This window comes from Alkalibacterium sp. MB6 (genome assembly GCF_009935905.1).
GTDB lineage: Bacteria > Bacillota > Bacilli > Lactobacillales > Carnobacteriaceae_A > Alkalibacterium.
On record NZ_PREX01000008.1, the window covers coordinates 62,207 to 88,566 of the forward strand.

The following is a 26,360-nucleotide window of genomic DNA, read 5'->3' on the forward strand; positions in this document are numbered from 1 at the left end:
GCGTATCCATATCAATCGTGAGAGAAAGGGAGACACGAATGTGACTAACAAACATAAATTAGATTTTACGAAGTATCCACTATTAAATACGATTAAACAAGGGCAAGAAGTTTTTTGGAAGAACCCTATGTTATTGAAAACGGAAGAAGCTACAAACCAAACGGCGTATTCGGTTAAAGACATTGAAGATGCTGAAGCGCGTTTGCAACGATTTGCTCATTTTATACGTGTCGCTTATCCAGAAACAGAAGACACGAAAGGCATTATTGAATCACCTCTATCTGACATTACCGATATGAAACAATACCTTAACAGTGTAAATGAGTCGACAGTGGAAGGTCAATTCCTACTTAAACGGGATGACTTGCTGCCGATTTCTGGAACGATTAAAGCACGTGGAGCGATTTACGAGGTATTAAAACATGCTGAAACACTAGCTCTAAAAGAGGGTCTATTAAAGGATATCCATGATGATTACGCTTTGTTTGCCAGCGAGGCATTCCAGCGCTTTTTCTCTGATTACACTATAGCGGTTGGAACGACTGGGAATTTAGGCATTAGTGTCGGAACTATGGGTCGGCAATTAGGCTTTAACGTAACGGTTCACATGTCTGTTGAAGCAAAACAATGGAAGAAAGATTATCTGCGTGAAAAAGGTGTGAACGTTATTGAGCATGACACGGACTTTTCAAAAGCAGTTGAAAATGGCCGAGCAGAATCTGATGCTGATCCAAAAAGCTACTTCGTTGATGATGAACATTCCGTTGAATTGTTCCTTGGCTACACAGTTGGTGGAATGAGAATGAAAAAACAATTGACTGAACAAGGCATTACAGTAGATGCGGATCATCCGTTATTCATGTATCTACCATGCGGTATTGGAGGCTCTCCTGGCGGAATCACATTCGGTCTGAAACAGGCTTTTGGTGAACACGTCCACTGTTTCTTTGCCGAGCCGACTAAAATGCCAAGCATGCTGATGGGCTTGTCTACTGAACAGTACGACAATGTCTCTGTTTTTGATTTGGAACTAGGTGGTTTGACTATTGCTGATGGTTTAGCCGTGCCTCGTACATCCGGTTTAGTAGCGAAGTTAATGAAGAACTTATTCAGTGGCGGCTATTCTGTGAAGGATGAGGTCTTTAAAGGTTTGCTTCACCGCTTGTATGAAGAAGAAGGAGTTTTCCTTGAGCCGGCTGCTGTAGCAGGACTGATTGGACCGTATCGAATGCTTAGTTCTGAAGATGGTCAAGCATACCTTGAAGAAAACAAACTGACTTCTAAATTAGCTAATGCTACTCACATTGCATGGGCTACCGGCGGATCAATGGTACCTGTAAAAGATCGAGAAGCATTTTTAGAAGATGCTGCACGCTATCCGTTATAAATAGAAGAGTCTGAGGCAACTATGTCTCGGACTTTTTTTTTTACACGTAAATAAAATAAAGCCTGAATCCCAACCTTTTAGTTGAAGTGAAAGAGAAAAAAACGGTATGATAGAAGGAAGAAACTGATTGTAGGACATACAGCTAGGGGAGAGTAAGAGATTAATGAAGAAGTATAAACGTATACCACAACACGTTGGTGTCATCCCTGATGGCAATCTGAGATGGGCTGTTGGACAAGGATTAGGCAAACAAGATGGCTATAAGTATGGTATAGGCCCTGGCTTAAAATTATATGAGGCCCTTTCTTGGTATCAAGAAACAGATGTCACACTTGGTGGGTAACTGGTTTAATAGATGTCATGTTATAATAGAGAATAAGCAAGGTATACGAGTATAAATTGGAGGGCTAAGATAAGATGAACAACAAACGAATTATCGTGTTAGTTGGACCAAGTGGCAGTGGGAAAACAACTATTGGCACTGAATTATCTAAAAGGGGGATACCTAAATTAGTGACGACAACGACTAGAAAACCTCGTCCGGGAGAAAAAGAAGGCGTTGACTACTATTTCAGAAGGCCAGAAGATTTAAAACGCGATGATTTCATTGAACAGACCACTTACAATCATCGCATTTATGGGTTGACTAAAGCGGAAGTCGAGCAATCTTTAGCCATACACGACACGGTTCACGTGTCCCTTGATAAACATGGGGCAAGAGCCATGAAAGAAGCCTATCCTCAAGAAACCTTGATTGTGTTCATTTTTGTGTCGATTGAAGAAATGGAAAAGCGAATGGAAGCACGAGGAGATGTGGGTAGTAAAATTTACGAACGCTTACTCTTCAGTAAGGAGACGGACGAATTGAGACCGATTGAAGAGGCAGACATCATCATCGAGAATAAGTCGATTGAATCCTCAGTGGAAGAGATTTTAGAAGAAGTAAAGAAATGGCAGACTGAACCAACTGAAGAGGTGTAGTCATGGACATCGATCCGAAAACGATTGTCTACTACCCATTATTTACCCTGGTGCTCTACTTAATATTAGCTCAAGTTTTTTCATTGCCTTTTTGGACTATTTTTATAGCGATCGGACTAGCCTTTTTATATATTATTATCATTGTCATTATTGAACTACACAAATAAAACGCATTGGCAATCATTAGTAAAATGACTGTTCAATGCGTTTTTATATGGAGTGGTTATATTTCAAGACCAGCGAAACCTGCACCACCAGGACCAGCATGGGTAGAAATGACGTTCCCCGCCTGAATCCACACCAAGTTAGTAAAGCCCGCTTCTGTAGCTAAAGTCTCCATTATTTCCTTAACGGACTCATCTAATCCTACTGAATAAAGGAGATAAAGAACCTCTTTATCTAGATCGTAATGAGACACATAATCTCGAAACATTTTTTCAACCACTTGTTTCATAGGTCCACGGTATTTTTTTGTGGATGTTAATTTACCGTCAATCAACTCAATGAGTGGTTTGATTTTTAATAAAGAAGCACTGATATAAGCAGCATTAGAGACGCGGCCTCCTGCTCTTAAAAAATCAAGGCTACCTGGTATAAAAGAAAAACGAGATTTGGGTACTTTCCGCTTAATCTGTTCAATTAAGTCTTCCAAGGCTATATCGGGTTGACGTTCGAGTAACTGTGCAGCAAACAGTACAATGGAACCTAAACCACCTGAAACATTTAAGGCATCAATCAAGTGAATGTTGTCAAAGTCTTTTGCAGCAATCGTCGCATGCTGAAAAGAAGAAGACGCTCGAGAGGTATAACCGATGTGCACAATAATACTATCAGGATCCTCTTTCTTTATCTGCTCGAATAGTTCAGTGTATTCTTGAGGATTTGTAGATGTTGTAGATGGAATCTGATTGGTTCTTTCATAATAGTCATAAATATCTGTAACGGGAATGGTTCCGTCTGGATAATCTTTCTCATCCATAATGACATGCATCGGTGCTACATAAATAGGGTACTTATCAACTAAGTATTTAGGTACATCAGCACCGCTCTCAGTCGTAAATAGTATGTTAGCCATGGACATCCTCCTCTAGTCAGTAAACGCTTGTAATAAGATAGTTCTTGTAATCATATCATACCATAAAAATCGTAAAACAAACTCTCCTAGTTAAAACGACTACACTATTATTTAAGGCTAAGAAAAAACAATGAGAACACATCTTAAACAGATGGTCCTCATTGTTATAACAAACTCTGACTATATTAAGAAGTAAAATTGCTTGAAGCAAAGCTGTCGGGTACATCAATTCCGCTAGCATTGTAATTCTCACCATTCATAATGGAGTTCTTAACAATCACGTAATCCACTTTTCGTAAGGCTTCAACATCATTTCCACCAGCGTAAGAGATAGAAGACTGCAAGTCTTGTTTCATATCAGATAGCGTGTGGGCAATATCGCCTTTGTATTCCAACAGCATTTTTTTGCCTTCAACGTTTCGACGCTCGCCTTTTTGATGAGCAGAAGCACTACCAAAGTATTCTTTGAATGGACGACCATTGATTTCGACCATTTTACCTGGAGACTGATCGTGTCCGGCAAATAATGAACCAATCATAACCATCGTTGCGCCGAAACGGATGGATTTTGGAATATCTCCATGAGTACGAATGCCACCGTCAGCAATTAATGGTTTACGTGCTGCTTTTGAACAGTGAGACAAAGCTGCTAATTGCCAACCACCTGTACCAAAACCAGTCTTCAATTTAGTCGTACAAACTTTACCAGGTCCAATACCGACTTTTGTCGCATCAGCTCCGGCGTTTTCCAGTTCACGAACAGCTTCTGGTGTGCCGACATTTCCTGCAATTAAAAAGGTTTCTGGTAAGTGTTTTTTAACATGATGAATCATGTCAATCACTGCATCTGAGTGACCGTGAGCAACGTCAATTGTGATGTATTCAGGCAGTAGATTCTCGTCTGCTAGTTCTTTTACAAAATCATATTCATTCTCTTTAATACCTAAACTAATAGACGCGTATAGGTTTTTGTCGTTCATCATTTTAATGAAGTCTTTTCGTGTGTGTTCTTCAAAGCGGTGCATGACGTAGAAATAATTGTTTTCTGCAAGCCACACGGCTAGATCCTCGTCGATAACGGTTTGCATGTTAGCAGGAACAACAGGTAGCTCAAAACGGCGGCCACCCAATTCTACACTTGTGTCGCATTCTGACCGACTTCTGACAATCGATTTCGCAGGAATCAGTTGAATATCCTCATAATCAAATACTTTCATAAACCATACTCCTCATTTTGTGTCCACAGACATATTTTGGGGAGAGCGTGTTGCTTTGTAAAAGTGTTTCCCTTCACTACTTTACTCAATTGGTTGACCAAAGTCAAAGTCATATTGGTTCAATTGTTTTTAAAACAGTTGATATTATGATGTAAGCAAGGGATAATTAACATTATCTGATATGAGTGAGGAGATTAATTATATGGAAAAAGCAAAACAATTCTTAATTGACACCTTCGGCACACCAAAACGTTTATTTATTCTAGGTCTTATTTTTACCATACCTTTCTTGTTCTTAGTATGGATGAGTTTCAATGATTGGGGATTTATTGGTACATTGGATGATATGATTGGCCGGGAATTTTACGAAGAGCGTCGACCATGGTTGAATGTATTCTTTATCGTCAGTACGAGAATGGGCGATGTGTGGTTCGTTGCGCTGTTAACGACGATTATCTTTTTACTGGTTTTCTTTTATTTTAAAAATAGACGGTTAGCTATTTGGTATGCTTTAACAGTTGCGATGGGGGCTGGAGTTTTAAATCAATTGCTCAAATTTTTCTTTCAGCGTCCTAGACCATCAGCATTTGAACATTTAGTTGTTCAGCATGGCTTCTCATTCCCAAGTGGGCATGCCATGGGATCTGTTATTACTTATGGGGCTTTGTTATTTTTAATTATCCGTCTAAGTTCTAACTGGAAATTACCATTGATATCTGCGGTTGTATTGATTCCGTTGATAGGATTGATTGGTATCAGTCGAATTTATGTTGGGGTGCATTACCCATCAGATGTCATCGGGGGGTACTCACTCGGCTTAGCAACATTATCCATCAGTTTAGGATTATATAGTTTGTCATTAAAGCGAAGAGAAGTGAGAAAAGGAGATCAGGTCTAGCACCTGATCTTTTTTTTGCGACCAATTCGCCCCGGTGTTGATTTAACCAGGTCTTCAAAATCTATTCTTGGCTGAACCCAGGGTTTAAGTCGCTATTGAATCCTGAACTCAAGGTTAAACGCAAATAACTGTCAGTTCGCAACGTATCTTAGAAGCGAACTGACAGTTATGTTAAAAAAGGATTATATAATGCCAATAATCATAGCGATGGCGCCGAATGCAATAGCAGTCCAGTTTAAACCTTTTTCAGAAGTCGAAACTAAGCCGATTAAACCAATAACCATAGCTGCCAGACCCAACCAAATATTCCATACGAAAAAGCCAACGACTGCCAAAGCCATAGCCAACCAGCCTAAAATCTTCCCTAAATTATCTGAATTCATTCTCTTACTCCTTCTCTACAATGACTATTTTATTAACAAAGTATACCTTACTTTCAGTTCATTCACAATTGAGAGTGGGCTTTAAAACATTAGCCAATCAGGATTTAAAATGAAGGTGGCTCATTTGTTTGTTTTACATACTGTTCAATAGGGTAGTCAGCCAAAGGTAAGTCAGGCGTTTCTTCCATAACCAGTTGTGCTAGGCATTTTCCAACGAGTGGTCCAGCAGTTAAACCGGTTGAACCTAAACCACTGGCGGCGAATAACTGTTGATGTCCAGGCACTGGTCCAAAGAATGGAGAGAAGTCAGACGTATACGCTCGTGTACCTGAACGGTAAGATTCAATTGATGCTGTTTTTAGTGTGTCAGAAAATTTGTCGGCAGCAATCACAATCATGTCTTTCAATCGATTTTCGTCAATGTCTAAATTAAACCCTTCTTCGTTTTCGTGAGTGGCACCGATAATGACGTGGCCATTTTCAAAAGGAATAATATCTTCTTCTCCCTCAGGCATAATAACCGGCCAGTCATTCGTGTTATAGCCAGCAAGCTTGACTTCAACTAATTGTCCTTTTTGAGGACGACTGTCCACTTCATAATCCAATGGGCCAAGGAGTTCGGGTAGCCAAGCAGCCGCAGCTAATACAACGGAATCAAATAGTAGGGGTCCAGTTGAAGTATGAACGACATAACCTTCTTCAGATTGACTCAAAGTCACGCGTTCTTTAACAAGTGAAGCACCATTTTTAGAGGCTTCTTCCAAAACCAATTCAACTAATTTTTTTCCATCGACTCGCGCACCGCCAGAAGCCCAAAGTGCCGGTGACTCTTTTGTGTAAATGGGTACTTTTTCTCTGACTTTTTCTGGAGGTAAAATCTTTAATTCACCTATTTCAGGAGCGTTTTCCCGTCTCTTTTCCCCAATATCTAACAAGTCATCCAAATACTGATCGTTTGTTTTAAATACCAAGGTGCCGACTTGCTTATAAACAGAAGGGGGAATGGTGTCGCCGTTCATAACGTCTGACAAAAAATCAGGATAAAAGGCAGCTCCTTCTTTGACCATGTGATACCACTTTTTATTTCGACGTCTAGATAACCATGGGCTAATAATCCCAGCAGCAGCCGACGTTCCTTGGCCTATCCCGTCATCAAAAATAGTTAAATCAATCGACTCATCTTTGCTTAAATAATAAGCTGCGGAGACACCAACAACGCCAGCGCCAATCACAGCAACTCTTTTTCTAGTCATAATAAACACCTTTCTTCTCCTCCCTTCAGTTTAACATGTTAATTAATAGAGAAAAACTTTTTTATGGTTTCTATTGACAAAGAGAAGATGAATCAGTAATATGAGAAGCACATTAGAGATAAAGGAGAGAATCGTCGTGATAAACGGATCAATTAGTTTAAACCAATTGAATAGCACTTGGCAAAGCTGGCACAGACCCGTTGTATAGATGATCGATTGATTCTTTCATAGATACAACGTTTAGAGCAATCTAAATTTGTATCTATGCCGGCTCATTTTCCTGTGAACAAAAAGAGTAGACCGCATAGATGTGATAACACTATCTATGTGGTCTTTTTGCATACCCAAAGGCAGCGACCACACGTATTGATTAGTTGTGGATGCTGTCTTTTTTTGTTTAGTTGGAAAATCAGAGAGGGGGAACAAAGACATGCTGATATGAAAAGTACCTACTAAAGTCAAACTGCTAAATAAAATGATAAGTGCTTTGTTCCTAAATAGATTCATAACTATAGAGAAAAGAGATAAGACAAATGAATAGTGAGAGGAAAAACGATAATGAAAAATAAACGAATGATGCTTGTATTAGGATTGATTGCTGCAATATTAATTGGAACATTTATCTTTAGTTTGAACGACTCCAACACAGATGCCACCGAACCACAAACGACTGGTGAACAGTCAGATAACGGAGACACTATAAAAATTGGTATTCTCCAGACGACCAGCCACCCTGCACTGGATGAGATTACCGCTGGAGCGATTGAAGGATTAGCAGAACATGGGTACATTGAGGGTGAGAATGCGGAAATCATGATGCAAAATGGTCAAGGAGACCAAAACTTAATGAATACGATGGCTCAATCATTGGTAGAAGATGGAGCAGATTTATTAGTGGGTATTGGGACACCTGCAAGCCAAGCTTTGGCAAATGCGACAAGTGATATTCCGATTATTCTTGGAGCTGTATCCGACCCTGTTGGTGCCGGATTGGTTAAATCAGAAGAGGCACCAGGTGGAAACATCACAGGGGTGAAAGATCAGTCGCCAGTGAAAGCTCAATTGGAATTGATGTTAACTGTTTTGCCAGACATTGAACAGATTGGTTTATTGTACAGTTCAGGAGAGGATAACGCCCTTGCTGAAGCTAAGCGAGCGGAGCAGGCAGCAGAGGAACTCGGGTTGACTACAGTTACTTACACAGCTTCGGGTACAAATGAACTGCAACAACTAGTAGCCACGCTCTCTCAAGAAGTGGATGCCATTTATCTGCCAACAGATAATACAATTGCCAGTGCCTTTGATACCGTGGTTAGTGAAGCGACTCGCTACGACATCCCCTTAGTACCAACTGTCGATTCGATGGTTGATCAAGGCGGGTTGGTTACGGTAGGCATTAATCAAAGGCAATTAGGTTTTGAATCGGGACGTATGGGAGCAGAAGTGTTGGATGGAACAGATATTAGCTCGTTCCCCGTTTACGTATTTGATGAAGGGGACAACATTATTAATTTAAATCAAGCGGAGACGCTGGGCATTACCATTCCTGAAGAAATTTTAAATGATGCCACTATAATAAACGAGTAGGAGAATGAGTTAAATGATTATATCAGCCATTGCCCAAGGACTATTGTGGTCTGTTTTAGGAATCGGTATTTTTACCACCTACCGTATTTTAAATTTCCCAGACCTAACAGCGGAAGGATCCTTTCCCTTGGGTGCAGCTGTTGCTGTGACAGCTATTTTGTTTGGCATCCATCCCATTTTTGCCTCACTCCTTGCAGTGATTGCAGGTATGCTTGCCGGCCTTGTGACCAGTCTACTTTATATAAAAGGAAAGATTCCGATTATCTTATCAGGGATTTTAGTTATGAGTGGTCTCCACTCAGTCATCCTTTTTATTATGCGACGCCCTAACTTAAGCTTGCTGAATCAACCCCGATTATTTGATACCTTTAGCGGCTTGCCGAACTATTTTGATGTCGTGGTGGTTGGTTTAATAGTGTTAATGATCGTTATCAGCTTACTTTTAGGGTTCTTTTATACAGACTTGGGGCAAGCGTACATTGCAACGGGCGACAACGAAAAAATGGCACGCTCGTTTGGCATAGAGACAGATAAAATGAAACTGATGGGCATTGTCTTGTCAAACGGCTTAATTGCTTTAGGTGGTGCCTTGGTTGCTCAAAATAATGGCTATGCCGATGTGAACGGTGGCTCAGGAATTATTGTTATCGGGTTGGCATCTATAATTATTGCGGAAGTTGCCTTTAGCAATATGAAGCTGGGCGAGCGATTACTGACTATCGTCATTGGAAGTATCTTATATCAGTTGTTATTGTTGGGCGTTATTCGCTTGGGACTCGATACGACGTACATTCGCTTGTTTAGCTCAGCCATCCTGGCGATGTGCTTGATGTTACCTCAAGTACGGCAAAAAATGAGACTGGGGACATTGATTGGAAAGGGGGAAGAGTTTTGACTACGGTTCTTCAATTGGAGCAAATTTCCAAACAAGTGTTTAATGAATCAGATAGACACACAACTATTTTAAATCAAATTAATTTGACAGTTAACAAAGGGGACTTCATTACCGTTTTGGGTGGAAATGGTGCAGGGAAGTCAACACTCTTTAACGCCATCACCGGCTCCACATCTGTTAGCGGAGGACAGGTTTCGTTGAAGGGGAAGCATCTGAACACCATTAAAGAAGAGAAACGAGCAGCCTTTATCGCTCGTGTTTTCCAGGATCCTAAAATGGGAACAGCCCCTCGAATGACGGTCGCTGAGAATTTACTACTCGCCCTTAAGCGTGGACAGAAACCGACTCTTTTTTCCAGAGGACTCAATCGTCATTATGATTATTTCAAAAGTCTTTGTGAAACGATAGGAAACGGTTTGGAGGAAAAGCTAGATGTTCCGACCGAGCAATTATCAGGAGGGCAAAGGCAGTCATTAAGCTTACTGATGGCGACATTGACTGAACCAGATGTGTTGCTTCTTGATGAGCACACAGCAGCACTGGATCCGAAAATAGCCGTTCGATTGATGGAGCTGACCGATCAAATCATTCACGAGAAGCAATTGACCTGCCTCATGATTACTCACCGAATGGAAGATGCCCTTAAATACGGAAACCGACTAATCGTATTGGAAAAAGGCAGTATTAAATCTGATTTGAATGAAAAGGAAAAATCTGCTCTATCTATGGATGACCTGTTTCATTTGTTTGAACGAGACGAGACACCAGCCCCTTAGGAGGCAAGGAATTAAAAAACGGGACTGGGAAATAAGTCTCATTAAATCAAGTAGGCTAAAAAAACACGAACAATCATCATTAGCGGTGTAAAAGGACGACTTTACGTACATCTCTTTGTAGCATCTATGATGCGTACTAAGAGAGTAGTAAAGCTAGTTCTGAGACCTTGGCTCAGAACGGTCCCACCGCTCTTTAAGGATGACTGTTCGTGTTTTTATGATTATTTAGGTACTCCTAATAGTTTATTCCCAGCTCCGTTTTATTTTAAAGCGATAGAATCTTATTCATTAACTTCGAATGTCCGCTTCAAGTGGCCTTGGTCAACGAACTCCTGCAAGAAATCATAAACTTCTTGGCTAGTCATAGCGTCAGCTAATGCTTGAATTTCGTCAGAGTCTTGATTGTCTTCACGAGCAATTAAGGTTTGAGCAAAGATGTTGTCTTCATCTTGTTCTAAGAAAACAGCATCTTCCGTAGTTAAACCAACGTTAGCGATATAAGTTGGGTAGTGGAAAACCAATTCAACGCCATCTTCGTAAGCTGAATTCAAGTTCAATAAATCAATAGAAGTGAATGTGAAGTCGTATGGATTGTCGACAACATCGTCAATGGTTACTTCAAAGACACTTACTTCTGGGTCCAAGGTAATTAAATCAACAGATTGCAAAGTAGCTAATGCACGCGCTTCGTTTGAAGGGTCACTTGGAATCGCTACTTCTGCACCATTTTCAATATCTTCAATAGAATCGTAAACAGGTGAGTAGAATCCGACGAGTGCATTGTAAATCGGCTGAACAGTCACTAAATTGCCATCACGTTCATTGTTAAACATTTGCATGAATGGTTCATGTTGGGCAAAGTTGGCATCCACTTCTTCGTTCAGTAAAGCCTCGTTGTATTGGATATTGTCTGATACTTCCACCAACTCAACAGAGTAGCCCTCTGCAATGACCTCATCAGCAATTTCTACAATATCAGTCATCGGGGGCAAGTGAGACGCCACTCTAATCACGACGTCTTCTGAATCATCTGTTGTTTCTTCTGCAGTATCTTCGGTCTCATCAACCGTTTCTTCAGTTGTATCTTCAGTTGTATCCTCAGCTGGCTCATCTTCCGTTGTGCCACACGCTGCAAGCATAAATACCGTACTACCTAATAATAAACTCTTCTTAATCATTTAATACTCTCCTTAATTTTATCTATTTTTTAACGCTTATCAATGGATTTGGCCAAACGCAAGCCGAACCACTGAAACACTTCTACTAAAATAATTATGACGATAATAGCGGTATACATAATATCTGTTTCGTACCGCTGATAACCGTAACGTATAGCAAAGTCACCAATTCCACCACCACCGACAACTCCCATAATAGTGGAATAAGAAATGAAGCTGATAACCGCCGTTGTAAAGCCGATGACCAGACTGCTTCTGGCTTCCACGTAAAGGAATTTCCAAACCATTTGCCAAGTTGTAGCTCCCATTGATTGCGCGGTTTCTATGATACCGTTAGGCACATCCATCAGAGATTGTTCCACGAAACGCGCATAGAGGGCAATAGCAATAACAATCATTGGAAAGGAAGCAGCTATCGGGTCTCCTGTTGCTCGGCCATACACTTCCCGAATCAGAGGTTGCATAGCCACGACTAGCAACAAGAAAGGAAAAGACCGGATAATATTGACGACCGCATTTAATGACCGATTAATCAGGCGATTTTCGTTCGGTCTACCGTCTGCACTCAAAAACAAAAGTGTCCCCACCGGTAAACCGACTAAAATAGCGGCAAGCATAGCGAAAAACAGCATTATACTGGTTTCCCACAAGCTATCCACCATGCGAGGAGCAAAATCAATCACCCGTTCAATATAAATGGATAACGTCTCAGGCATGGGTCAACACCTCTATAGCTCGCTCATGGTAGGACTTAAAATCAGTTAGTTCTGCCGATTTCTGAACAGAAACAATGTCGACAATGCGACCATCTTCCATCACAGCGCTACGATCACATAATGCTTTAATGACGGCCAATTCATGAGTCACGACTATAATAGTCATCCCAAAGACTTCATGAGCTTTTTTCAAGACATTAACGATCTCTTCAGTTGTGTTCTGGTCCAAAGCAGAAGTGGGTTCGTCACACAATAAAAGGGTTGGCCTAGAAATAAGTGCCCGAGCAATCCCCACTCGTTGCTTTTGTCCACCACTCAACTGAGAAGGGTAACTGTGTTTTTTGTCCTCTAGTCCAACAAAATTCAGCACAGCATCCACCGTTAAAGGGTGATCATACTGATGCAAGGTTAAAGGCAGGCGAACATTTTCTTCAACTGTTTTATTATTCAACAAATTGAACTGCTGGAAAACCATACTGACATCTTTTTGATAAGCGCGTAGGTCTTTTCGAGATAACTGATTGACTTGATGGTCACCCACAAGGACTCGCCCACTGTCTGGACGTTCTAAGGCATTGAGCAAACGAAGCAAAGTTGATTTACCAGCGCCGCTTTCGCCAATGACCCCAAACGCTTCGCCCTTATCAATCGTTAAGTGAATATCTCTTAAAGCATAAACGTGTGTATCCTCATCTCGGAAAGTCTTATTAACTTCCTGAATTTGAATCATCACTAAACTCCTTTCCTATAAGATCCATGAATAAATGAGTGACTGCCGAGTCGCACAGGCTAATTATAGAAACGCTTTAAGAAGATAGCAAAAGGAAAACGATTTCAAAATAAAGCGACTAAAAAGGAAGGTTAGCCAGAGAAACAGGTTGAAATCTGTGAAGGTATTTAAAAAGGCTTCGTGACAGCCTTTCTAGGGGGTGTTATATTTATTAATAGTAAGTGAATCGATTTAAATGAAGAACAATATTGTTTTTATTTGATATGAGTAAAGGATAACTGGAATGTATGAGAATACTCCATACTCAAACGACATAATCATTTGAGTATGGAGATTAGGGTGAGTATTCTCTATACTCAAACAAAAATATGGTCTGAGTATGGAGAATACAGTTTAATTTAATCCCTAAAGAAGTCATTAGACCATTTAAATTTTATAAAAAGAAAAAACCACCCGCTGGCGTCCAGCAGGTGGCAAAAAAGGAGTGGTATACCAACACTTGGAGGAGTGTGGTAACCAAAAAATAAGTTGGTTGTTGTGGGTATGATTAAAGTATAGTCTGTAAATTTGAATAAAGTATGATGAAGTAATGAACAAGTAAAGTTATTTTAGTTAAAGAAAAACAGAATGTGACTAAATCCTTCTCTCTTTTATTCATCAAAACAAAAAACCACCTTTCTCAGTTAGAAAGGTGGTTGGGGATAAGACGATATGTCTTTATTCGTCCATTTAGAGAATAGCCCATTCAATCCGGGGAGAAAGAATAACGGTCTCTAAATGGATTTATCTTTTCATATTATAAAGCAAACGTTTCGGGGGATTCCTTTGCTTTATAATCTTGGGGAGAAAAGAGTCGTGTACTTATATTCCACGTCTATAATAATATCAAAAAAAAGCAAGTTAATCCTTAAAATCAGTTAAGGTTTTAGCATTTTAAAATGATAATTTACTCACTAAGGGCTTCGACGATTGCTTTGTTAAAGGCAGGTAAATCATCAGGGGTGCGGCTGGAAATAATGCCACTTTCATCGTGGACCACTTCTTCATCACTAACAACAGCTCCAGCATTTCTTAAATCAACTAAAACCTGCTTAACGGCAGTCATTTTCTTCCCTTTGACAATTTCTGCGTTAATCATTAATTGTGGGCCGTGACAAATAGTGAAGATGGGTTTCTTGTTCTCGTCAAATGCTTTAGTAAATGCTAAGAAGCGATCGTCTTTACGCAGTTTATCTGGTGAGAATCCTCCAGGAATCAATAGCGCATCAAAATCACTTGGACTAACATCATCGATACTCTTATCAATCGTTACAGATGCCTTCCCTTTTTTACCCTCTACGGTTTCACCCGCTTCAAATCCAATCGTTACTAATGTGTGTCCTGCCTTTTCTAATTCTTCTACAGGTGAAGTATATTCAACGTCTTCGAATAAGTCGGTCAATACAACTGCTATGCGTTTACTCATTCATCATGTCCTCCTTCGATTAGTCTACTTTAAGTGTATCGTTTTGAAAAAACACAGGTAAATAATATGATTAGAGATCTTTTCTAAAAAGAGTTTTATATAAGGAATCTTCTCATTTATGGTATGATAAATAAAGAAGAAGCATGTGAGATGATAATAAAGGGGAGACTATCATGAATATTGCATTAATTGCACATGATAAAAAGAAAGACGATATTGTCAAAATTGCAGAAGCCTATAAGGTCATACTAGGTAAGCATACATTATTTGCTACGGGAACAACGGGGAAACGAATTGCGGATGAAACGGGACTGGACATTCATCGGTTTAAATCCGGACCACTTGGAGGAGACCAACAAATTGGTGCCTACATATCGGATAATAAAATGGATTTGGTGATATTTATTCGTGATCCACTAACGGCGCAGGCTCATGAACCGGATATATCGGCATTACTTCGTCTATGCGATGTTTACGAAATACCATTGGCTACGAATATAGGGTCGGCAGAAGTGTTGCTAAGGGGACTGGATGCAGGCTTTTATGGTTGGCGAGATATATCGAGAGGTCACGATAGAGACACCCTTCATTTTTAAAGGGACTTGATTTCTAACATAGTATTAAAAGAAGGTGGAGTATAGATGCTAACACTCATTGGAATAGGTTTGCTGGTGTATGGCTACTTGTCTTATACCCATCCGTTGGAAAAGAAAAAAGGACGAAGACAGGCCGTGAGTCGATCGCTTATGCCCGATTGGGTACCCGTGATTCATAAAATAGGGGGCTTGTTATTTATGATAATAGGCGGCTTGCTTATCGTTATTAGTATACTGCAATAAAAATAGAGAGAGGAATATAAATTATGATTATTGGATTACCAAAAGAAGTTAAAAACAATGAATATAGAGTGGCTTTGACACCGCACAATGTCAATAGATTAGTCGAGGCGGGGCATCGAGTGATTGTTGAAACGAACGCCGGAATCGGAAGCGGCTTTGAGGATCAGCATTACAAAGAAAACGGAGCAGAGATTAGCGATTCGGCAAAAGAGGTTTGGGAAACAGCTGAGATGATTACAAAAGTAAAAGAACCTGCACCAGAAGAATATGTTTACTTCAGAAAAGGGTTGATTTTATTCACGTATCTACACTTGTCTGCTGAAGCTGAATTGACACAAGCGTTAGTTGATAACGAAGTCACTGCTTTTGGATACGAAACAGTAGAAAAAGATGGCAAATTACCACTTCTGACGCCAATGAGTGAAGTAGCGGGTAGAATGGCTGTCCAAATTGGTGCCCATTACCTAGAAAAACACGAAGGTGGAAAAGGGGTTCTTTTAGGCGGTGTACCTGGTGTTGAAAAAGGAACGGTCACTATTTTAGGTGGCGGAGTTGTTGGTGAAAATGCGGCCCGTATTGCTATTGGACTTAGAGCAAACGTTAATATATTAGAATTAAACCCCAATAGAATGAGAGACCTCATTCATATGTTTGGAGGCGATATTCAGACATTAGCATCTAATCCGTCTAATATTGCAAAAGCGGTTAAAGAGTCTGATTTAGTCATTGGGTCTGTCTTAATTCCGGGAAGAAAAGCACCTAAATTAGTAACAGAAGAAATGGTTAAATCCATGGAAAAAGGATCGGTTATTGTCGATATTGCGATTGACCAAGGAGGAAACTTTGAAACACTGAATTCTCCTACCTCTCACGAAGATCCGATTGTTGAAAAGCATGGTGTGCTGCATTATGGAGTAGCGAATATACCTGGATCAGTACCAAAGACAGCTACATTAGCCTTAACGAATGACACCATTTTATATGCCTTACAACTGGCAAATAAGGGCGTAGAAGAAGCGGTTAAAGATAACGAGAGCCTTGCATCAGGTATGAATACCTATAAAGGAAAAGTAACGAATGAAGCAGTTGCTACTGATTTAGGTTATGACTATGTACCACTCGATAGCCTGATTTAATTACTCTATAAAAAACTAAAAACGAACGAACATCTCATACGTGGCCATCTAACCACTAGTATAAGATGCTCGTTCGTTTTTTATCTGTTTAGTTTAGCGGTCCTTTAATCGGCTTCCGCCTCTTGGAGTAAAGGAATAGTACTTAAAGCACCATAAGGCACTCAATCCAACAAGAATATAAACGATACGCGTACCCCACTGTTCAACATCTCCAAAAACCATTTCAACTATATTAAATCCAAATAGACCAATTAGTAACAGGTGAATCCCACCAATAATAAGCAGAGTCAAAGCTGCCCGGTCAAGTATTTTCAAAAGTAGTCCTCCTCTATTGTTCTGATACTACAATGATACGAAATTTAAAGAGAAAAGTCGATTGATTGTTATTCGAAAATGGAATAAAAATGCATGAGAGGCTTATTTGGTAAAGAGTAAAGGAAAAAATGATAAAATAATAGCATTACATGAAACCAATCAAAAAATTATACCGCTTATAGTGTGTCAGCTATCTAAATGGAAACGAATGAATAAACACGACTCATCATCTTTCGCACTTTTAGGAGGCGTACAAGGTGATGAGTCGTGTTTTTTATAATGCTTAAGAGAATAGATTTAAGTATCGAATCGAATGTCCTGTGTTATACTAAAAATGTAAGAGGAGAAAGCAGTGGATGCACTTTTTCTCACATATTGTCCAGGAGGGGATACCCATGATGAAAAGCGATATCGAAATAGCTCAATCTACAGAGATGCGCCCAATCGAGGAGATTGCAAGCAAACTAGCGATTGAAGACAAGCATTTGGAGCATTATGGAAAATATAAAGCAAAAGTTGATTACAATGTGCTACATAATTCAGAGGTGAAAAACGGCAAATTGATTTTAGTCACTGCCATTAACCCGACTCCAGCTGGTGAAGGTAAAACCACTACATCGGTTGGTTTGGGAGATGCTTTGCAAAAGATAGGAAAGAAAGCAGCCGTTGCTATGCGTGAACCGTCTTTAGGCCCCGTATTTGGTATTAAAGGCGGCGCAGCAGGTGGCGGTTATGCACAAGTTATCCCCATGGAAGATATTAACCTGCATTTTACAGGAGATATCCACGCCATTGGTGCAGCGAATAACCTAGTAGCGGCTATGATTGACAACCATATATACCAGGGGAATGAACTAAGTATTGATCCAAGACGAGTGACGTGGAGACGAGCCATTGACATGAACGATCGCCAGTTGCGCTCTATTGTCAGCGGTATTGGGGCAAAAACGAACGGGATGCCAAGAGAAGACGGCTTTGATATTACTGTTGCTTCCGAGATTATGGCGGTCCTTTGTTTATCAAATTCCTTGAGTGAAATGAAAGAGAAATTAAGAAACTGTCTAGTGGCGTATACATTCGATAATAAGCCGATTACGTTAGGTCAACTCAATGCAGAAGGAGCTGTATCGGCACTACTTAAAGATGCATTAAAACCCAATCTGGTACAAACACTCGAACACACGCCTGTTTTTGTTCACGGGGGTCCGTTTGCCAATATTGCTCACGGGTGCAACAGTCTGTTGGCAACAAAAATGGCCTTGGCACATGCGGATTATGTGGTAACGGAAGCCGGATTTGGTGCGGATTTAGGGGCTGAGAAATTTATTGATATCAAATGCCGTATGGGTGGCTTGAAGCCAGATGCTGTAGTGATTGTGGCGACGATTCGCGCGTTAAAAATGCATGGTGGTGTAAAGAAAACCGATTTAAACACTGAAAATATAGAGGCATTGAAAAAAGGGCTGCCAAATTTAATCAAACACATTGAAAACATTCAACAGGTCTTCTCCTTGCCAGCAGTTGTTGCGATTAATGCCTTCCCTCAAGATACTGAGGAAGAATTGACAGTATTGAAACATGCCATCGAAGCAACGGGTAGCCGTATTGTTCAGTCGAATGTTTGGGCTGAAGGTGGAGCCGGTGGTGTGGAATTGGCAGAAGCTGTGGTTGACATGTGTGAAGAAGAGTCTACATTAACCTTTGCATATGAATTAAGTGACTCAATTGAATCAAAGGTAGATAAAATTGTTCAAAAAGTCTACGGCGGAAACGGAACAGAGTGGTCTAAGTCAGCAAGAAATGCAGCTAAAAAGTTAACTGATTTAGGCTACGGGAACTTACCTATTTGTATGGCAAAAACGCAATACTCATTGTCTGATAATGCTGCAGCTCTTGGACGCCCAGAGGATTTCATTGTAAACGTTAGAAATCTATCTGTATCAGCGGGAGCCGGCTTTATCGTCGTGCTAACGGGAAATATTATGAGAATGCCTGGCTTGCCAAAAGTGCCATCAGCCGTGCAAGTGGATGTATCCGAGGACGGAACCATATCCGGATTGTTTTAAGGAGCGGTTAAGATGAACGAATTAACAATAGACCATTATCTGACAGAATTGGGCAATAAAGAGGGGTTGCCTGGTGGTGGAAGTGCCGGGGCTTACATTGGAGCCATGAGTGCTTCGCTTGTACGTTTGGTTGTTGATGTTCAAAAGGATAAGAAAAGTTATGCTGATTATTCTGACGAACTCTACAGCTTACTCAAGCAAGCCCACGATTTAAGAGACACCTTTGAGAGACTGGCAAATGACGATTCAAACGCATTTGAACCCGTTCTCAAAGCGTATCAAATGCCAAAAGAGACGGCAGATGAAAAAGAGAAACGACAAAAAACGATTGAGGGAGCTTTACTAAAAGCAGCCCAACCTCCTCTTGATATGCTTCACTCATCAATTGAGTTGATAGGTATTCTTGACCAATTAGTAAAGATGCGTATGCGAGGGACGATAGTGAATGATTTAATGGTAGCCGCTGTCTTTATGCGGGCTGTTTTGGAAACAGCCCATCTAAACGTTACTATCAACACGAAACTAATGAAAAACGACTGGAACAGAGAAGAGATGAATCGTCAGGCGGATGAATGGTTGGCACAAGGGAAAAGCAGCCTCACTCACTTGTCTGAAGTTATGACTCATTTTCTCACACACGACCAATGGCCACAGGCATTAATGGAGGAGGAATGAGATGGCTAAGGTATTAAAAGGAAAACCAGTTGCCCAAGACATTATAAAAGGAACACAACAAACAGTTGAAGACTTGAATAAAATAAACGTATTTCCAAAGTTAACCATTGTTAGAGTGGGTGACGACCCGTCTTCTATTTCTTATGAAACAGCAGCCATAAAAACAATGAATCAAGTAGGCATCGAGGTCGAAAGCGTCGTGTTTGATAGCAATGTCGAGGTAGAAACAGTGATTCAAGCGATTGAAGAACTGAACAGAGACTATGCCGTGCATGGTATATTGGTGATGCAACCCTTGCCGGCCAGCATAGATCGAAATGATATAGCTCGACATATTCAGCCCACTAAAGACATTGATGGCTTGACACCAATGAACTTGGGACGAGTTGTCGAAAATGATCCAACTACTTTAGAACCCAGTACGCCACGTGCGGTCATGGCTTTGTTAGCTTATTACAACATTGGTATAGAAGGTAAAGATATTTGTGTGATTGGAAGTAGCCCAGTTGTTGGTAAACCACTGACGGTGATGCTTTTAAATGCTGAAGCAACTGTAACTAACTTGCATATTAAATCCAAGGACGTAAAAAAATATACCAAAGAAGCAGACATTATCATCTCTGCCACAGGGGCAACAGAATTAGTCACGGCTGATTATATCAAAGAAGGGGCTGTCGTTATTGATGTCGGCTTCGGTTATAAAGACGGGAAGCCTGTCGGGGATGTAAAATACGATGAAGTCTCTAAAAAAGCATCGGCCATTACGCCTGTTCCTGGAGGAGTCGGGTCGATAACGACAGCCATTTTAGCAGAGCAAGTCACTCAAGCTGCTTGGATGATGCGCTCAGATGAAGATTCTGGTCACTAGTATTCAGTGTGGAGACGAATTCGGTTAGACTAAAAAGGAGCGGGAAGAATGGGAAAAAAAGAGTTGCGAAAAGGGATGCTCATCTCACTGGAAGAAGTAGACGGAATGGAACGCAGACGAATTGAAAAAGCCATGCATACGCAGTTGTTTGATTCCCCAATGTGGAAAGAAGCTAAGCGCATTGGAGTCACTGTTTCAGGCGAGAAAGAATGGGACACTCACTCAATCATTAAACGAGCTTGGAAAGAAGATAAACAGGTTTTTGTACCTAAATCGATTCACTCTTCAAGAGAACTCCATTTTTATCACCTGACCTCATTTGATCAGTTGGAGACAGGTTATTTTAATTTACAAGAACCATTAACTGACCAGACTGAGAGAGTCAATGCAGAGGAAATAGACTTGCTCATTGTACCAGGCTTACTCTTTACACTGTCTGGTTACCGTATTGGTTTTGGTGGTGGTTTTTTTGATCGGTTTTTGGTAGACTTTCCTAATACAACACTTTCTTTGGTCCATACCAATCAACTGGTTGAATCCTTCCCTATTGAAGCGCATGACGTACCAGTGGATTACATCGTGACAGAAAATGAGTGGCTTGAAACCGGACTTAATAAAGAGATGAGAGAATAGTGTGAAAATGTTTTCTTGAGTGTATGACGCCGCTCACTTATAATAAAGAAGGAAAAAAGAGTAAGGGGAAAACGTTAAGTGCCGGATGGATGGGATGTTGCCTTCGGACGAAAAAACGTCGGTTTTGCGATTTTTCCCTGCATCCGCTTAAAAACTTATTCGTTTTTTAGCGAGGAACTCTTTAATTTGCCGGGACTTCCCTCCTGGACAAAAGCCTCTTTCAGCCAATTTGGCGAAGGGAAATTCAAATTAAAGGAGATCTTCGAGTATGAATGCTTCACCTGATAATAACCTAAGTAAAACAAGATGGTTCCACTATGCCTTGATCGGTGTCATTGGTCCGTTCTTACTGTCCTTTTTCATCCCTTATTTGCGAACAGTCAATAAGGTAAATGGCTCGAATCAAGTCGTTGCTCAAATGGATAACTGGCAGTCTGTCTTAATCGATAAACTCTATTTATTTTTCTTTACGGGTGTGCTCTTCTTGTTGGGGGTCTTTATTGTTAGGCGCCTGTTTGAAGAAAGTGTCTTAATTGGTTTGTTGCTGGGCTTGTTAATTACTGGAGCCGCCTACTTCTTATTTTTACAAAGAGAAATTTTGCAATTTTCTGTCCTTTACGAAGAAAATGGTAATCTTTACGGTATTGCCTTTTTGTTTTATACGTGGATCTTGTTATACAGACTAATTAGTTTATATAAGTGGAACTTGAATACACGAAGTATTGCAATAGTCGGTTTATTAATGGCGATGTCTATCGCATTGGGACGAGTAGGGATTACGACGCCGGTTGTGCGAATCACTTTTGCTTTTTTGCCTACTGCTTTAATCGGCATGCTGTTTGGTCCACTTGTTGGGGGAGCAGCCGCTACCCTTGTTGATGTATTAACCTTTTTACTTGTTGGAGGAGCAGGTAGCTTTTTCCCTGGCTTTACCTTATCAGCGTTGCTTACCGGTATGATTTATGGTTTCTTTCTTCATAAAAGGCAAGTCACTAAAACCCGTGTGCTTATGGCGGAACTCATTATTGCCATCTTCATTAACTTAACCTTGAATACCTTATGGATTTACATCCTAACTCGAAACCCTCTCGCTGTTATTTTGCCACCAAGATTAGTGCAAAATGCTGTAACGATTGTGGTTCGATTTGTAAGTATCTGGTTTATTTCAACAAACAAACAACTCCAACGCTTGTTTGCCAAGTATTCAACAGCAAGAACGTAAAGTGAGTGAAAGCCCTAAACAGTGGAAGTCGCTGTTTAGGGCTTTTTTTGAATGGCTCATTCTATCCCATTTCTGGTTTTTGGCGTTCGTATTTTTCAAACCACTGAGCGGCATCAATCCATTCGATGTGACGAAGCTCTTCGACTTGTAAGGCTTTTATCGTATGATCCTTTAGCTTTATAAAAATGTTTTTTTCCTTGTAGCCTATAACGAAACCTTCTATGTCAGGCATATAGCGCCCGTCTTTAATCACATCCAGTTGAATGGCTACTGGTTTTTTGTGAGTATAGCTTCGATGCAAGAAGGCCCCCATGTCTTCCAAGGGCATTTTTTTCTTTGGGAGAACCTCTTTTTGCTGATTCGCCTGCGTTTGCTTTTTCAATGCTTCTGCATGATCTGATAACATCATGCCCATCCATTTCATTTTGCCTCTGTCCTTATAGCCTAAAGCGTCAGGAGATAAACGAATAATCTCTTGTGTCATTTATATCCTCTCCTTTCATTTCTTTGTGTTTAATCGAAATGAATCTCCCCATAAGTAGAAGAGAGCTTATACATGTTAAGCGTCATCTTTCCCAGCGCGGTGGCCACCTAGAAGCTTAGCTCGTTGAAGCGCCATACCACCACTGGCTAGGCTGCTGGCATGAAGCAGAGAAGTATAGCCGTGTTTTCGTCGAATCAAATCAATCGTCTGATCCAAATCTTCTCGGTGAATCAAGACATCATGTGATTCAAAGAGTGACAACTGTAAGGCTGACTTCGGCTCAATTTTTCCAAAGGTGACATTAACGACCCTGACAGGAATGGCTTGGTAGTGCCGGTTAAAGAGTATCATGAGACCTTCAATAATCTTGTGTGAGGAATCTGTCTTTTCAATCATCAATTGATGACTGAATCCACCTTCGTCAATGTGTCGGGAGTAGCCAATCCCTAATTTGACCAAAGCAGTAGTCAAATGATGTTTCCTCAACCGCATCGCATTTTCTTCAGCCATTTCCCGAATAACAATTTCCACTTCATGCTTTTCCGTGTAATCTCTATTTAAAATTTGATTCTTACTAAATGACATCGCCTTAGGAACAAAGGTTTCAGACAAGAGTGTTCGATCAATTCCGTGTGAGTGGAAAAATAGTTGTTCGCCTATAATGCCGAACTTCTTTTTCAGTTTACTGAGATCTGCTTGGGACAAATCTCGTATGGAATGAATGCCGATACGCTGCAGATGGTGCTCGGTTTTTGAACCAATTCCCCAAAAATCTGACATAGGTGCAATTCTCCAAACGGTTTCTTGCACATCTTTGTAATGCCATTCAGCGATAAAGTTAGCTTCTTTGTTGTGTTTAGCTTGGTGATCCAAAGCTAGCTTGGCTAAAAGCGGGTTGTCGCCAATACCGACCGTCACGACAAGCTTTAGTTTTTTCCAAATTAAGTACTGAATATGCCGAGCAATATCTTGGGTCGTTCCAAATAGACTATGGGAATGGGTCACGTCTAAAAAAGACTCGTCAATACTATACACGTGTAAGTCTTCTTCAGCTACAAATTGTTTGAAAATAGTGACAATATCCAAGTTTTTTTCTAAGTAAAGAGCCATCCGTGGCTCAACAATCTCTATAGCAGCGTTTTTGGGAATGTCAAACACACGGGTGCCAGTTCTAACACCGTACAGTTTTTTAACCAAGGGGGATGAGGCCAAAACTAGCCCACCGTTATTATCAGGCTTACTCACGACCGCGATTTTGGCTTCCAGTGGATGCTGCTTTCTTTCAACAGCCTCAACTGAGGCGAAAAAAGATTTCACATCAATACATAAAATATCTCTCACTGGCTCTTGTGAGTAATCCATCATTTGCAACATGATACGTGCTCTCCTTATGGGAATATGTGTTTGGTTTAATTATAGGAACACTCGTTCTATTAGTCAAGACGAACAAACTGGAAATACAGTCAAAAAAGAGCTATTTTCTTTAAAATACGCTAGCATCAAGAAGAAACAAAGTGAAAAAACTTTTTCGGAAATGGAAAAGACATTGGTGAATAAATGAGGAAGGGGGAGTTCCTTATGACAAGTTAAAATAAAAAGTGTTAAGTAACTAGTCACCCCACCGGTTTAATGACCAGTTAAATTGAGATTTGCCAAGGAACTAGTCACAATACTGCTTTTATGACAAGTTAAAATAAAAAATGCTCAGTAACTAGTCACTAAGAGATAAAAAGAGGGGCTGAGAAAAAAGTCACTTTTTAGTAATAATTTATAAATCTGAGTAATTAAAAACACCGTCAAATCAAGGATCATTCTTCCTAGATTTGACGGTGTTTTCCAATTCAGCTAGTTATTTCCCAGCCCCAATCCATTTACTTGTATTTAATTAAATCGACTGGTTATTTTCCTTCTTCATAAGGAACGACTGTGACGTTAGCGTCGATATTACCTTTTGTTGCTTTTGAATACGGACAGAAGGCATGAGCTTTTTCTGCGAGCTCTTGGGCTTGCTGCTCTTCCATATTTTCAAAGCCGACTTCGATATCGACAGCCAACTTGAAGCCACCGTCTGTCGGATCTTTTAATAAATTAACCGTCAAAGTCACTTGAGAACGGTTATCGACTTTTTCTTGTTTCTTGAAATGCTCTAATGCAGAGTGGAAGCACGCACTGTAGCCCAGTGCAAAGAGTTGCTCAGGATCGGTTCCGTTTCCTTTGCCACCCATTTCTTTAGGAGTATCCACGTTGACTTCAAATGAACGATCGGGTGAATGACTTTCGCCTTCTCGAGCACCAGTATTGATGGCTGTTGTTGTATATAACGCTTTATCTGCCATAGGTTAATCTCTCCTCTTCCTTAGTCTATAGTTAGTTTAACACTACAGGCTGTAAAAGCAACTTTAAACGATTAAGAGACTGGCCCTTGGCATCATACTAAAAAGAAGAATCGTGCATCCGAGTTTGAATGATAGTACAATAAAAGGAGAAATTGGTCCTAGACACTGTGTGAATATTGGACGAATAAAAGGAGTAAATGACTATGGAAAAGAACATAATCGAATTAGCAAAGCATCATCAGTTAGACATCGATGACACCTCCCTAGAGTATGTGAATATGGGATTAGACTTCCAGGTCGTTTTTGGATTAGATAAATCGGGAACAGAATGGGTCCTTCGTATACCTCGAAGAACCGATGTCTTTGAGAAAGTACAAATCGAAAAAAGAATTCTTGATATAGTTAATGAATTAGATAGTGATTTTCAAGCGCCAAGGTGGGAAGTTTTTACAGAAGAATTGATTGCTTACAAGACACTAGAGGGTATACCAGCTGTAACGACTGATATAGAAACAAACGAACAAAAATGGGTGTTTGATATCGCTGATGTTCCAAAGAACTACACGCAAAGCTTAGGACAGGCACTGGCGACTTTGCACGGAGCTTCTAAAGAAAGAGCCAAAGCTGCAGAGCTTCCTGTTCAATCCGCAAAAGATCTTCGACAATCTATGAAGGAACGAATGGATAAAGTAAATGAGCGGTACAAAGTAAATAAGTCACTCTGGGAAAGATGGCAGAAGTGGATGGAAGATGAAGACATGTGGCCAAAAGAAACAGGGTTTGTTCATGGCGATTTGTTCCCGGGGCATACACTCGTAGATGAGCAGTTTACAATTACAGGGATTATTGATTGGACAGAAGCGAAAGTAGCGGATGTCTCAAATGATTTCACAGCATTTTATATGCTGTTTGGAGAAAGCCAATTAGATGAACTCATTGATGCGTACAGTAAAGCAGGCGGTTATACTTGGCCAAAGATGAAACAACATATTATTGAACTACTGTCTACACAAGGCATTACTATTGCAGAATTTGCGTTAACTTCTGGATTAGAAGAATACGACCAACTAGCGGAACAAATGCTTAGCCATGAGGAAGAGTAAATGATAATAGAAGGGGCTGAGAAAAAAGTCACTTTTTAGTAATAATTTATAAATCTGAGTAATTAAAAACACCGTCAAATCAAGGATCATTCTTCCTAGATTTGACGGTGTTTTCCAATTCAGCTAGTTATTTCCCAGCCCC

At 40.3% G+C, this 26,360-nt stretch carries 29 protein-coding genes and 1 riboswitch; of the genes, 17 read left to right on the forward strand and 12 right to left on the reverse strand.

Annotated features, from left to right (window positions below; all coding sequences use genetic code 11):
• Nucleotides 1–40 precede the first annotated feature (40 nt).
• The 4 genes from C3945_RS04605 to C3945_RS04620 all read left to right on the forward strand — a co-directional run bounded on the left by C3945_RS04605 (nucleotide 41) and on the right by C3945_RS04620 (nucleotide 2,535).
• Nucleotides 41–1,387, forward strand: coding sequence for a D-serine ammonia-lyase (locus tag C3945_RS04605; RefSeq protein ID WP_237585477.1), 1,347 nt, complete (start codon nucleotides 41–43; stop codon nucleotides 1,385–1,387).
• A gap of 163 nt (nucleotides 1,388–1,550) precedes the next feature.
• Entirely contained in the window at nucleotides 1,551–1,730 is a 180-nt protein-coding gene (locus C3945_RS04610) for a hypothetical protein (protein ID WP_161878519.1), read from the forward strand.
• 74 nt (nucleotides 1,731–1,804) lie between these two features.
• Nucleotides 1,805–2,368, forward strand: a complete 564-nt coding sequence (locus C3945_RS04615) for a guanylate kinase (protein WP_161878520.1) — start codon at nucleotides 1,805–1,807, stop codon at nucleotides 2,366–2,368.
• Nucleotides 2,369–2,370: 2 nt separating this feature from the next.
• On the forward strand, nucleotides 2,371–2,535 hold the full coding sequence (locus C3945_RS04620) for a hypothetical protein (protein ID WP_161878521.1): 165 nt from the start codon (nucleotides 2,371–2,373) through the stop codon (nucleotides 2,533–2,535).
• 56 nt (nucleotides 2,536–2,591) lie between these two features.
• Here the strand turns inward: C3945_RS04620 and C3945_RS04625 are convergent, their stop codons facing one another.
• The gene (locus tag C3945_RS04625; RefSeq protein ID WP_161878522.1) at nucleotides 2,592–3,443 is read right to left on the reverse strand and encodes a DegV family protein; all 852 of its coding nucleotides are present in this window, start codon (nucleotides 3,441–3,443) and stop codon (nucleotides 2,592–2,594) included.
• 185 nt (nucleotides 3,444–3,628) lie between these two features.
• A complete protein-coding gene (guaC, locus tag C3945_RS04630) occupies nucleotides 3,629–4,660 on the reverse strand; it encodes a GMP reductase (protein ID WP_161878523.1) in 1,032 nt (343 codons plus the stop codon).
• A 202-nt stretch (nucleotides 4,661–4,862) separates the two neighbouring features.
• On the opposite strand from guaC, the gene C3945_RS04635 reads away from it, so the two are divergent.
• Nucleotides 4,863–5,558 (forward strand): phosphatase PAP2 family protein, encoded by a 696-nt coding sequence (locus C3945_RS04635; RefSeq protein WP_161878524.1) that lies wholly within the window; start codon nucleotides 4,863–4,865, stop codon nucleotides 5,556–5,558.
• A gap of 182 nt (nucleotides 5,559–5,740) precedes the next feature.
• Here C3945_RS04635 and C3945_RS04640 read toward each other — a convergent pair whose 3' ends face one another.
• Both C3945_RS04640 and C3945_RS04645 read right to left on the reverse strand, forming a co-directional pair.
• On the reverse strand, nucleotides 5,741–5,941 hold the full coding sequence (locus tag C3945_RS04640) for a C4-dicarboxylate ABC transporter (RefSeq protein WP_161878525.1): 201 nt from the start codon (nucleotides 5,939–5,941) through the stop codon (nucleotides 5,741–5,743).
• A 104-nt stretch (nucleotides 5,942–6,045) separates the two neighbouring features.
• Nucleotides 6,046–7,194 carry an NAD(P)/FAD-dependent oxidoreductase gene (locus C3945_RS04645; RefSeq protein WP_161878526.1) on the reverse strand — a complete coding sequence of 383 codons (1,149 nt, stop codon included), beginning with the start codon at nucleotides 7,192–7,194 and terminating at the stop codon, nucleotides 6,046–6,048.
• Nucleotides 7,195–7,752: 558 nt separating this feature from the next.
• Here C3945_RS04645 and trpX point away from each other — a divergent pair.
• From trpX to C3945_RS04660, 3 genes are read left to right on the forward strand one after another with little or no spacing between them, the layout of a single operon-like run.
• On the forward strand, nucleotides 7,753–8,781 hold the full coding sequence (trpX, locus tag C3945_RS04650) for a tryptophan ABC transporter substrate-binding protein (protein ID WP_161878527.1): 1,029 nt from the start codon (nucleotides 7,753–7,755) through the stop codon (nucleotides 8,779–8,781).
• A gap of 13 nt (nucleotides 8,782–8,794) precedes the next feature.
• Nucleotides 8,795–9,676 carry an ABC transporter permease gene (locus C3945_RS04655; protein WP_161878528.1) on the forward strand — a complete coding sequence of 294 codons (882 nt, stop codon included), beginning with the start codon at nucleotides 8,795–8,797 and terminating at the stop codon, nucleotides 9,674–9,676.
• Entirely contained in the window at nucleotides 9,673–10,452 is a 780-nt protein-coding gene (locus C3945_RS04660; protein WP_161878529.1) for an ATP-binding cassette domain-containing protein, read from the forward strand. The genes C3945_RS04655 and C3945_RS04660 overlap by 4 nt, the downstream gene beginning before the upstream one ends.
• Before the next feature lie 281 nt (nucleotides 10,453–10,733).
• On the opposite strand, the gene C3945_RS04665 is transcribed toward C3945_RS04660, so the two are convergent.
• From C3945_RS04665 to C3945_RS04680, 4 genes are all read right to left on the reverse strand, one after another.
• Nucleotides 10,734–11,630, reverse strand: a complete 897-nt coding sequence (locus C3945_RS04665; RefSeq protein ID WP_161878530.1) for a MetQ/NlpA family ABC transporter substrate-binding protein — start codon at nucleotides 11,628–11,630, stop codon at nucleotides 10,734–10,736.
• A gap of 29 nt (nucleotides 11,631–11,659) precedes the next feature.
• Nucleotides 11,660–12,346, reverse strand: coding sequence for a methionine ABC transporter permease (locus tag C3945_RS04670; RefSeq protein ID WP_161878531.1), 687 nt, complete (start codon nucleotides 12,344–12,346; stop codon nucleotides 11,660–11,662).
• A complete protein-coding gene (locus C3945_RS04675; RefSeq protein WP_161878532.1) occupies nucleotides 12,339–13,076 on the reverse strand; it encodes a methionine ABC transporter ATP-binding protein in 738 nt (245 codons plus the stop codon). The genes C3945_RS04670 and C3945_RS04675 overlap by 8 nt, the downstream gene beginning before the upstream one ends.
• A 946-nt stretch (nucleotides 13,077–14,022) precedes the next feature.
• Nucleotides 14,023–14,541: a type 1 glutamine amidotransferase domain-containing protein gene (locus tag C3945_RS04680; RefSeq protein ID WP_161878533.1), complete on the reverse strand. Its 519-nt coding sequence runs from the start codon at nucleotides 14,539–14,541 to the stop codon at nucleotides 14,023–14,025.
• 173 nt (nucleotides 14,542–14,714) lie between these two features.
• Between C3945_RS04680 and mgsA the strand changes: the two genes are divergently transcribed.
• Genes mgsA through ald form a run of 3 tightly spaced genes read left to right on the forward strand, consistent with a single transcriptional unit; the run spans nucleotide 14,715 to nucleotide 16,516 of the window.
• Nucleotides 14,715–15,137, forward strand: coding sequence for a methylglyoxal synthase (mgsA, locus tag C3945_RS04685; RefSeq protein ID WP_161878534.1), 423 nt, complete (start codon nucleotides 14,715–14,717; stop codon nucleotides 15,135–15,137).
• Between the two features lie 45 nt (nucleotides 15,138–15,182).
• Nucleotides 15,183–15,380, forward strand: coding sequence for a hypothetical protein (locus C3945_RS04690; RefSeq protein ID WP_161878535.1), 198 nt, complete (start codon nucleotides 15,183–15,185; stop codon nucleotides 15,378–15,380).
• A gap of 23 nt (nucleotides 15,381–15,403) precedes the next feature.
• Entirely contained in the window at nucleotides 15,404–16,516 is a 1,113-nt protein-coding gene (gene ald / locus C3945_RS04695; RefSeq protein ID WP_161878536.1) for an alanine dehydrogenase, read from the forward strand.
• 93 nt (nucleotides 16,517–16,609) lie between these two features.
• Here the strand turns inward: ald and C3945_RS04700 are convergent, their stop codons facing one another.
• Nucleotides 16,610–16,831, reverse strand: coding sequence for a DUF378 domain-containing protein (locus C3945_RS04700; RefSeq protein WP_161878537.1), 222 nt, complete (start codon nucleotides 16,829–16,831; stop codon nucleotides 16,610–16,612).
• Between the two features lie 395 nt (nucleotides 16,832–17,226).
• Between C3945_RS04700 and C3945_RS04705 the strand changes: the two genes are divergently transcribed.
• From C3945_RS04705 to C3945_RS04730, 5 genes are all read left to right on the forward strand, one after another.
• Nucleotides 17,227–18,897: a formate--tetrahydrofolate ligase gene (locus C3945_RS04705; RefSeq protein ID WP_202623294.1), complete on the forward strand. Its 1,671-nt coding sequence runs from the start codon at nucleotides 17,227–17,229 to the stop codon at nucleotides 18,895–18,897.
• A gap of 12 nt (nucleotides 18,898–18,909) precedes the next feature.
• Nucleotides 18,910–19,572 (forward strand): cyclodeaminase/cyclohydrolase family protein, encoded by a 663-nt coding sequence (locus C3945_RS04710; RefSeq protein ID WP_161878538.1) that lies wholly within the window; start codon nucleotides 18,910–18,912, stop codon nucleotides 19,570–19,572.
• A 1-nt stretch (nucleotide 19,573) separates the two neighbouring features.
• Nucleotides 19,574–20,440, forward strand: a complete 867-nt coding sequence (locus tag C3945_RS04715; RefSeq protein WP_161878539.1) for a bifunctional 5,10-methylenetetrahydrofolate dehydrogenase/5,10-methenyltetrahydrofolate cyclohydrolase — start codon at nucleotides 19,574–19,576, stop codon at nucleotides 20,438–20,440.
• Between the two features lie 48 nt (nucleotides 20,441–20,488).
• Nucleotides 20,489–21,073 (forward strand): 5-formyltetrahydrofolate cyclo-ligase, encoded by a 585-nt coding sequence (locus C3945_RS04720; protein ID WP_161878540.1) that lies wholly within the window; start codon nucleotides 20,489–20,491, stop codon nucleotides 21,071–21,073.
• Nucleotides 21,074–21,127: 54 nt separating this feature from the next.
• A riboswitch (THF riboswitch) is annotated at nucleotides 21,128–21,224 on the forward strand.
• A 117-nt stretch (nucleotides 21,225–21,341) separates the two neighbouring features.
• A complete protein-coding gene (locus C3945_RS04730) occupies nucleotides 21,342–22,295 on the forward strand; it encodes a folate family ECF transporter S component (RefSeq protein ID WP_161878542.1) in 954 nt (317 codons plus the stop codon).
• Between the two features lie 61 nt (nucleotides 22,296–22,356).
• Here the strand turns inward: C3945_RS04730 and C3945_RS04735 are convergent, their stop codons facing one another.
• The 3 genes from C3945_RS04735 to C3945_RS04745 form a co-directional block, all read right to left on the reverse strand.
• The gene (locus C3945_RS04735) at nucleotides 22,357–22,779 is read right to left on the reverse strand and encodes a hypothetical protein (protein ID WP_161878543.1); all 423 of its coding nucleotides are present in this window, start codon (nucleotides 22,777–22,779) and stop codon (nucleotides 22,357–22,359) included.
• A gap of 75 nt (nucleotides 22,780–22,854) precedes the next feature.
• Nucleotides 22,855–24,153 carry a Y-family DNA polymerase gene (locus C3945_RS04740; protein WP_161878544.1) on the reverse strand — a complete coding sequence of 433 codons (1,299 nt, stop codon included), beginning with the start codon at nucleotides 24,151–24,153 and terminating at the stop codon, nucleotides 22,855–22,857.
• A gap of 524 nt (nucleotides 24,154–24,677) precedes the next feature.
• A complete protein-coding gene (locus C3945_RS04745; protein WP_161878545.1) occupies nucleotides 24,678–25,115 on the reverse strand; it encodes an organic hydroperoxide resistance protein in 438 nt (145 codons plus the stop codon).
• 203 nt (nucleotides 25,116–25,318) lie between these two features.
• On the opposite strand from C3945_RS04745, the gene C3945_RS04750 reads away from it, so the two are divergent.
• A complete protein-coding gene (locus tag C3945_RS04750) occupies nucleotides 25,319–26,218 on the forward strand; it encodes a macrolide 2'-phosphotransferase (protein ID WP_202623295.1) in 900 nt (299 codons plus the stop codon).
• The last annotated feature ends 142 nt before the right edge of the window (nucleotides 26,219–26,360 follow it).